Below are 9,016 nucleotides of genomic sequence, written 5' to 3' on the forward strand. Positions count from 1 at the left end.
CTAACCTCCCTGACAGATGTTAATATGATTGCTGATGCCATTTGTAACCATTGGTCTATTGAAAACAGTCAGCATTGGGTGTTAGATGTTATCTTTAGTGAAGATGACCAAAAAAGTCTTGAACGTCATGAAAAAGCAAATAAAGCATTACTGACTCGTACCGCATTAAACTTAATTCGAGCCAATGGGGATGCTAAACTCTCTGTGAAACGCAGTAAAATGAGAGCTTCACAGAATAAGTCTTATCTTGAACAGTTGTTGTTTGGTAAGGGGTGGTGCGATTGTTCTGATGTCTATCAATATCTTGTTAAACTAATGTCAAGATTTTTAAAAATGATAAAAATAAATCACAATCAAAAATATATGAAACTTTATAACAAATATCATGTTCTAACAACGCTCGACAAAGCCCACACCCTTAATTAGGGCATGCTAGTTATTGATAATATTGTTATAAAATATGATAAAAATTAGGGCATGTCTGCCCTTTTAAAATGACTATTTAACAATCGATAAATCATCACTTGGATTAACAAAAGCGTGCAATTATCATGCCAAAATCATGACTGTATTTTCACAATCCAACCCTTTTATTATCATGGCTTTTGTCAGTCATCATCACGCCATGCTTTTACATCAATGCCAACACCGCCATTTAATCCTTTAAAAAATTACGGAAAAGGTGTAAAATATATTTATTCCAAATTGATAAAATCAGTATCAATGAGCCCAGCCAAGAGCGAATACTCGCCACAACAGCTAAGGTTATATCATGTCAGAGTCATCCGATAATTCTGCAAAAAACACAGAAACTGCCGAACCCGAAGTATTTGACCCCAAAGCAAGCGATACAGCAAAGAACTCGCCTGCCGAGCCACCCTCTGCTCACAAGCCTGATACCAACACTACCCCGCCACCTAAAAAAACCAAAAAGCCCAAGCCACCGCCCGAGAAAATGATACCACATTCTAAGGACATGGACGCTACCAAAAAACGGGTGCATCCACGCTTTGTCTCAGGCAAATATCAAAACATTCGCCTAGTGAGCATGTATACCATTTTGGTGGGATTTTTGATACTGCCATGGATAAAATGGGGTGGTCGTCAGGCGATACAGTTTGATGTCGCTGAACCAAAGTTTTATATCTTTGGGGCGACTTTTATGCCGCAGGATTTTTATTTCTTTGCCTTCATCTTTATGATTGCCGCCTTTACATTGTTTATGGTAACGGTCTATGCAGGGCGTGTGTTCTGTGGCTATGCCTGTCCACAGACCATCTATGTACACTTGTATCAACACGTAGAAAAATGGGTACTGGGCGAGCGTAATAAACGCATTAAGTTCGACAAAGAGCCTAATAGTGCTTCTAAGATTGGCAAAAAACTACTCATTCATCTGATATGGGGTGTGATGAGTATGATTACCGCTGTGACATTCATGTCGCTTGTGGTCGGGACGGAGTACCTATTCTTTAATGGGGCGACACCGTTCTTTATGGGTTGGAGCAAGATGACATGGATATTCTTTGGCATCATCACCTTTGTCACACACATGAATGCAGGCTACATGCGTGAACATATGTGTGTGCATTTTTGTCCTTATGGTCGTTTCCAATCAGTGATGTTTGACAAGGACACCTTACTTGTCTCCTATGACTATGACCGTGGCGAACCTCGTGGGGCTCGCAAAAAAGGCGACCACCCCGAAGGTTATGGCGACTGTGTGGACTGCACCATGTGTGTACAGGTATGTCCTACGGGTATCGACATTCGTGACGGCTTGCAAGTAGAGTGTATCCAGTGTGCGGCGTGTATCGATGCGTGTAATGAAATCATGGACAAGGTGGGCTATCCCCGTGGTCTGATTCGCTACACCACCGAACGTCAGCTTGTCCACAAAGAAAAAACCAAAATCGTAAGCTTCCGTATCTTTGCCTACATCTTTATCCTTAGTGTACTGGTAGTGGTGGCAACAATGGTAGCAACAGGGCGTGACCCCTTGGAGCTTGAGATTCGCCACAACCGTAAGCAAATCAGCAGTGTCGGACGTGATGGCATGGTTGAGAACAGCTATGTCCTAAAAATCGTCAATAAGACCGATGAGCGACAAGTCTATAAAGTCAAACTAGAACCCGTTGATGGCTTGACCTTAAAATCTCGCTTTAAAGAGCTGCCGCTCAAAGCCAACGAGCCGTATGACTTGCCCGTGAGTATCTTTGGTGACCCTGCCAAAATCAGTGGCACCATGCCTGTCACCATCACTGTCTACACCGAAGATGGTAAGTACAGTGCCAGCAGACAAGACGTGTTTGTCTATAAACCCTAAACCAAGAAGCAACCAAAAAATAAAACCTTGTCAATGGCAGGGTTTTATTTTTGTTTTTAAAATAGGTCAGTGTTTGTATCATGGTTAACCCCAGTCCACATCAATTTACATTTTTTAATGGCTTACTTCAATCTCAACTTAAAGTTACAACTTATTGATTTTTCAATGATTATTTTTTAGGTTGCAGGGACGAATTGCAATTTTCCCTTGGTAAGTCAATCACTTATACAAAGTCGAGAATGGAGTAGAGTTTTTTATTATGGCGGAGTACGTAATAAACACTTTACTGCCAATTGGTGTATTTTAAAATTGAAGATTACACCCAGAAAACTTTAAAATTACCACAAACACAATGATGTTTAGGTGTAGGGGTGTGCTGTGCACGCCTATAAAAATTGGTATGTCATCAAAGGACGTGCGGAGCTAGCCCTACAAAGTCTGTGGTAAATATCAAGTTGGTTAGGTGTATATCAGACAATCAAAAAGGGCAAGATGACTTACCCTTTTTTGATGGTTAAATCCCATTCAAAACCACCCTACTTAATCACCCCACACGCACCACATTCACATCGCCCATCTCGTCCCATATTTGGTGCGTGGCAATGGCAAGTACGCCAATCTCGCCTGCCTGTTGCATACCCGTCAAGCTCTGCCATACCTGATGACGAGTGGTACCATCTAGCCCCGCAAATGGCTCATCTAGTAACAGCACTTTTTTGGGTGATAGAAGCAGACGAGCCAGTGCCACACGCCGACCTTGACCGCCTGATATCGCCATGCCGTACTCGCCAAGTGGCGTATCTAGTCCTTTGGGCTGATGTTTTGCCCAGTCGGACAGACCCACTTTATCAAGCACCGCCCACAGCTCATCATCAGTCGCTGACGGCTTACCCAGTCGTAGGTTGTCGGCAAGACTTTGGTCAAAGATGTCCACGTTTTGCCCCAAAAAGCCAAACGAGCGACCAAAATCCACGTTATCCATGTCCACATCACGAAGAGCCGATGTCCGCACCACCATCTCGCCACTCATGCGTGGCACTTCCCCTGCCAGCGTGGCAAGCAGTGTGGATTTGCCCGCCCCTGATGCCCCCGTGATGAGCGTAGGCGTGGTTGGGGTGAGTGTGGCACAGATACCGTCCACGCTCATGATGGCGGACGGCATTTTTATGGATAAGTCTTTTAGGATAAGGGTTGGATTGTCATCTATCGGCTGTTTTTGGGGCGTGCTGTCTGCACTCATCAGCTCATTGATACGTGCTTTGGCATTGACACTTCTACCATATGCAAGCGGCTCACCCACCAGTGCCGAGATTATCTCCATCAGCCCAAACACTCCGAGTGTCAAGGCAAGCACCATGGCAGGATTTAGGGTGGTATGGCTGTTTAATGTTGCCACTACAAAGGGGGTAATACCCTGCTCAAAAATCCGCCCTGCCGTCAGTAGCAGTAGCACCACCGCCAACGCAATGATAAGCTGAATAAGCGCTTGGGCGTTACGTCTGGCTCGCAGGGTCGCCATCGTCAGCTGATGATGGCGCTCATCATACTCACTAAGCTCACGCACGCTGTCCTGCCATCTGCCCCACGTGATGAGAGCGGTTAGGGCGGGCAAGGTGTTGATGAGCTTGCTTTTGCGTAGCACCACAAGCTCACTCTCACGCCGTGCCAGTTGCACACCTTTATATAAGGTCATGACCGCAATGATGAGTGCCAGCCCCATATGTAGCACAGCAATCCACGCTGTAGGCATCATCACAGACACCATAAGCGACAACACCGCCACCGCCACGACCGCCACCACAAAGGGCGACACCACTCGCAGTGGAAATTCGTCCAGCGTGTCAATGTCTTTGACAAGCCTTTGCATGGTCTCGCTACTACCGCCCTTTTGCAGTCGCACCGATAACGGCAGTCTCGCCCAATGCGAAAAGAACTTCACTCGCAAATCACGAAGTAGCCCAAACACCGCATGGTGCGACACCATCAAATCGCCATAACGGGCAAAGGTTCGCACGATAGCAAAACCACGAATGATAGCAGACGGCATAAGATAATTAAAGGCGTGCGATCCCACCGCCAGCACCCCTGCCACGCCTGCCATCGTGATAAACCACCCTGAGAGCATGACCAGTCCCAGTACCGACAATACCGTCGCTATGCCTAACAGCCATGCGATGAGCCACAGAAGCTTTTGGCTAAGTAATAACTCTCTTAGGCGAAATGGGCGTCTGCTTGGTTGATTAGCCATGTTGCACCGCCTTTTGTTGTTTTTGCTCATACAATGCCGTCAAGTCATGAACGACATCAAAGTCCACCCCTGCCCCATCGTGCGTTACCCAAATCACGGTCTTGCCGACACTCACACGAGATAATAACGCCTTAATTTTCTCTGCCGTCTCGCTGTCTAAATGCTCGGTCGGCTCATCAAGTAGCCACACTTTGGCATTTTGCAATAATAACTGAGCAATGGCAAGCCGCCTGCCTTGACCGCCTGATAGTCTACCGCCACGCTCGGCAAGCATGGTATTTATGCCATCTGGCAACTGACTGATGATGTCCCACAAGGCGACATCGTTTAGCACCTGCACCAATTCATCATCGGTGGCGGACGGTTTGGCAAGGCGTAAATTATCCGCGATAGAGATTGGCAATAATGGCGTGGTCTGCGACAGATAGCCAAGCTGTGTTCTTAGCATATTCATATCAAGCTCGTCATACCGCACCGCCCTGCCATCAGTGTGAATGACCACATCACCAGCAAAGTCGCCAAAGCCAAGTAGGATTTGTAATATCGTGGATTTACCCACGCCACTTGCCCCCATCAAGGCGGTGCATTTGCCTGCATCAAAGGTTAGACTGATGGGCGATAATCGCACTCGCCCATCATCGCCAAATGCCGTGATGTTATTAAGATGAAAAGCGGGCGGACTATCAAGACTTATCGCCACATCGCCCCCTGTTTTGGCTTTAAAATTTAGCATGGGAGCGATTGCCTTGGCACACGCCACCGCTTGCCCTTTGACATGATACTCTGCCCCCAGTCGGCGTAGCGGAGCATAAAACTCTGGCACAAGCAGTAGGATAAATAACGCCGTGCCATAGCCTGTCAGCACCTGCCCCTTACCCCACGGCAAAATCCCCATCAAGCCAAAACCCAAATACACCGCCACTAAGGCAATGGATAAGGCGGATAAGAATTCCAACACCGCACTGTTTAAAAAGGCGATTTTTAACACGTCCATCGTGCGTTTGCGATAATGCTCGGAGCTGTTAGCGATGTCTGATACGGCAATGTCCACCGCCCCAAGCCGTGATAAGGTATTGACCCCACGAATCCAATCCAAAAATCGCCCCCCAAGCTGTGCCAATGCGTCCATCTGTTCACGGCTTTTACGAGCGGTAGCGATACCGATAAATGCCATAAAAATCGGCACAAGCGGTGCGGTAAGTAGTAATACCAATGCTGAGGTTGCACTATAAAACGCCACGCACCCCGCCAAAATCAAGGGTGTGGTAACGGCGGTCATCTTTTGGACGTGAAAGCGAGCATAACCAACCAAATGGTCGGGCTCATCAATGATTTTACTTGCCAATGCCCCGTCCGCCCCAAAATCACGCCTTGCCTGCCCAAGCTCACCCAATTTGACAAATAGGCGTTGTCTCACCGATTTGGCAACGGTTAGCCCTGCTTGACTCAGCAAAACATCACGCCCATAGCCGATGGCAATGCGTACCGCCAAACACCCAAACAGCAGTCCCAAATTAAAAAGCAAGCCACTACCTGTCACCCTATCAGGGAGCGGTACGCCCTGCACAAAGCTCGTCAGCCACCCATCAAAGAGCCACACTAGCACACACGCCTGCCCTACCAACACCAACACACTAGCAATGTCAAGCAAGTACGCCATCATCATGGTTTTTTTGACTGGCTTAAAAGTCGCCCTTAAAAAGGCATTTGCCATGATGTCTTCTTGGGAACGTCTGGGTTTTTTGCGTTTGGATTTTGGCGGTTTTGGCGGTGTGGATTGCTCTATATGGGGCGGTACCGTGGGCGATACGGTTGGGGTGATTGGCTCGGTCATGGTGTTATTATTGTCAAAATTTAGCGTTACATTATCGCTAAATTTAGGGATAATTTCAAGGTAAAGATAACTCTTAACATCGCCCTTTGTGTTACAATATCGCCACTTGCTCATTTTTGCTTTATCTCATGTCAATTCGCCAAAAATTATACATCTTATTAGAAAACCACGATGATTCATCGCCTTTGGCACTGCCTGCCAAGTTGTTGGATTTATTTTTGATTACGCTTATTTTATTAAATACCCTAGCGGTAATATTAGAATCAGTGGATGACATTTATTATCCTTATCAAGATTATTTTAGAGCGTTTGAGTGGTTTTCTGTGATTGTATTTGGGATAGAATATATCGCACGATTTTGGGTAATTGCCGAAAAGAATACTGCTCGTATTTGGCATGCTCGTTTTAAGTGGATACTAAGCTTTGGGGCGATTATTGACCTACTTGCCATAGTGCCGATATTTTTGCAAAGCATTAGTGGGATTGATTTACGTTTTTTACGGGTATTTAGGTTATTAAGATTATTTAAACTTACCCGTTATTTTGATTCTTTGCGAATACTGCTCATCGTATTACAAAAAGAGCGTGGCTCATTTGGGGCAGTGATATTTATTTTAATGCTTCTTATTATATTATCAGCAAGTGGCATTTATTTGGTGGAATACGAAACCCAGCCCGATGAATTTACTTCCATCCCCCATGCGATGTGGTGGGCGGTGGTAACCTTGACAACGGTGGGCTATGGCGACATTACGCCCGTTACGCCTTTGGGCAAACTTTTGGGGGCGTTTATCACGATATTGGGTGTGGGACTTGCCGCCTTACCAGCAGGTATTTTAGCAACGGGACTCACCCGTGAATTAGAAAGCCAAAAACAAGCAAGTCTCTATCATCTTTATGATGAATTTATGGCGTTGTCCTTAACTGAATTGCATGACAATGACAAAATAAATAGCTTATCCGATGAATTAAAAATAGACCGCAAAAACCGCCAAGAAATCCTAACCCAAGTTTTAAAAGAAAAACGGCTATTGGCAAAAGAAAAAGAGCTTGATGAAAAAGAAAAGTCTTTAAATAAAAAATGCTTTTGTCCATATTGTGGGGAGCGGGTGGAATATTTTTGAAGTTTTAATGATTATAGATTTTAAATAGTAAATTAAATCTGCTCTATTACCCCTTTGGTTCATGTATGAAAATTAAATAAGATGAAGCATTGTGCGTGGTTCTGTCCGATTTTGACTTAACCATCACGCCAAGTTAGGGCTTGGATTGGGTAAGTCGTAATCTCTCCCAATAGCCCAAAAATGGGCTATTTTATAAGAGGATAAATTATTATCTATGTAGAAATCTTCTCATTTAAAAGTTGAATCATTTTTTCACCGTGTTCTTGAATACTATCTTTATCCCAGTCCTTATAGGTAAACATCAGTATTTGCTTAATGCTTAAAGACTGATGACGAGCAACATTGTCTTTATAGCCTGACTTTTTTTCATCGGGCATTCTGTTGTTTAATGATGAATTTTGGCTATGATTGATTAAGCACAGATTGCCAAAATTATTAAGAATTTTTCCATTCTCATCATCATTGTCTGATAATTTTTCGCCATTTATTGGATTTTGCGGATAATAATGCTCCACTGAATTTCTGGAAGTAAATTTAAAAGCATCCTTAATAAATTTACTAACTTTTTCTTTGGTAAAGTGATCATCAGTAAACATATTCTCAGTAAATATGTCTTTGTCGCAATCTGTTATTTGATTATCTTTAAGACTTTTCCATAAAATATAATCCAAACGGTTAAAAATAAAATTCTCTACCGCCGTGCCTTTATTAAGAAAATCACAGTTGATAATTGCTTTTATCTCGTCTTTGTAAATTAAGTCAAAATATTCATCACCCTTGCCGTCATTATAAAAGCGATTAATATAAAATTTATCACACAAATTTTCTAAAAACTTAATATTTTCATCTGCCGATAAAATAACCGCTTTACCAGTTTTTGGACAATCTTCTAATTGTAACTTACTTTCGTCATTAAGCCATTTTAGATAAGCAAATAGCCAATATTTATAATTCTTTGCCGTGAAAGAATAATGAAACATTGTTTGTAATAGCTTTATTTGTCTATCTTTTGCCAAATCTTCAAATGTATTAGCATGGTAATTGCTAGAATTTTCTGAATTAGATTTTTTAAATTGATAGATATACCAATCATCTCTATCGTCAAGCCCATCATGCTTAATCACATAACGGTCAAATAATAAACGAATGTTTAGCAAATGTACGGTAAATTTTCTGATTTTAGCTGGGTTATTTGTTAGAAACAGTCGCGTTATTTACAGTATTAAGGTAAAATACTGCAAATGAACATACACAAAAACACAAGACTGCTTCCCCACCATAGGGAAGCCATTTGGACTGCTTACCATAAGAACAAGCAATCAGTGACTTCACTGGCACTCGAGTACAAAGTATCAAGACCTACCATTTACAAGGTCTTAAAACTTGCTCGTGTTAAACTGCTTAAACCCCAAACCAGTACCAACAATCGCTTTAAACAAGCCAAGTATGGCATTAAACGCTTAGCTAAGATTGAAAAGTCCATT

The 9,016-nt window shown here is 43.4% G+C and carries 6 protein-coding genes and 1 pseudogene; 4 read left to right on the plus strand and 3 right to left on the minus strand.

The genetic code is table 11. The annotated features are described in order from the left end of the window. Both K941_RS15750 and ccoG read left to right on the plus strand, forming a co-directional pair. Positions 1 to 426 (plus strand): annotated as a pseudogene (locus K941_RS15750) (ISAs1 family transposase); the annotation flags it as partial. A gap of 550 nt (positions 427 to 976) precedes the next feature. Continuing rightward, positions 977 to 2,326, plus strand: coding sequence for a cytochrome c oxidase accessory protein CcoG (ccoG, locus tag K941_RS0111480; protein WP_084137755.1), 1,350 nt, complete (start codon positions 977 to 979; stop codon positions 2,324 to 2,326). 544 nt (positions 2,327 to 2,870) lie between these two features. On the opposite strand, the gene K941_RS0111485 is transcribed toward ccoG, so the two are convergent. Further along, entirely contained in the window at positions 2,871 to 4,574 is a 1,704-nt protein-coding gene (locus tag K941_RS0111485; protein ID WP_029103724.1) for an amino acid ABC transporter ATP-binding/permease protein, read from the minus strand. Then, positions 4,567 to 6,522 carry a thiol reductant ABC exporter subunit CydD gene (gene cydD, locus K941_RS15755; RefSeq protein ID WP_228130409.1) on the minus strand — a complete coding sequence of 652 codons (1,956 nt, stop codon included), beginning with the start codon at positions 6,520 to 6,522 and terminating at the stop codon, positions 4,567 to 4,569. The genes K941_RS0111485 and cydD overlap by 8 nt, the downstream gene beginning before the upstream one ends. A gap of 14 nt (positions 6,523 to 6,536) precedes the next feature. Here cydD and K941_RS0111495 point away from each other — a divergent pair, with 14 nt between their 5' ends. Continuing rightward, positions 6,537 to 7,532, plus strand: coding sequence for an ion transporter (locus K941_RS0111495; protein ID WP_036388303.1), 996 nt, complete (start codon positions 6,537 to 6,539; stop codon positions 7,530 to 7,532). 212 nt (positions 7,533 to 7,744) lie between these two features. Here K941_RS0111495 and K941_RS0111500 read toward each other — a convergent pair whose 3' ends face one another. After that, complete coding sequence (locus tag K941_RS0111500; RefSeq protein WP_029103726.1) at positions 7,745 to 8,689, minus strand: HNH endonuclease family protein; 945 nt, start codon at positions 8,687 to 8,689, stop codon at positions 7,745 to 7,747. Between the two features lie 84 nt (positions 8,690 to 8,773). Here K941_RS0111500 and K941_RS0111505 point away from each other — a divergent pair. Further along, on the plus strand, positions 8,774 to 9,016 hold a 243-nt coding region (locus K941_RS0111505; RefSeq protein ID WP_029103727.1), incomplete at its 3' end, for a helix-turn-helix domain-containing protein.

Source organism: Moraxella caprae DSM 19149, assembly GCF_000426885.1.
GTDB lineage: Bacteria > Pseudomonadota > Gammaproteobacteria > Pseudomonadales > Moraxellaceae > Moraxella > Moraxella caprae.

Coding starts and splice junctions, on each gene's coding strand:
- ccoG (WP_084137755.1), top strand. CDS start 977: ATGGACGCTACCAAAAAACGGGTGCATCCACGCTTTGTCTCAGGCAAA.
- K941_RS0111485 (WP_029103724.1), bottom strand. CDS start 4,574: ATGGCTAATCAACCAAGCAGACGCCCATTTCGCCTAAGAGAGTTATTA.
- cydD (WP_228130409.1), bottom strand. CDS start 6,522: ATGAGCAAGTGGCGATATTGTAACACAAAGGGCGATGTTAAGAGTTAT.
- K941_RS0111495 (WP_036388303.1), top strand. CDS start 6,537: ATGTCAATTCGCCAAAAATTATACATCTTATTAGAAAACCACGATGAT.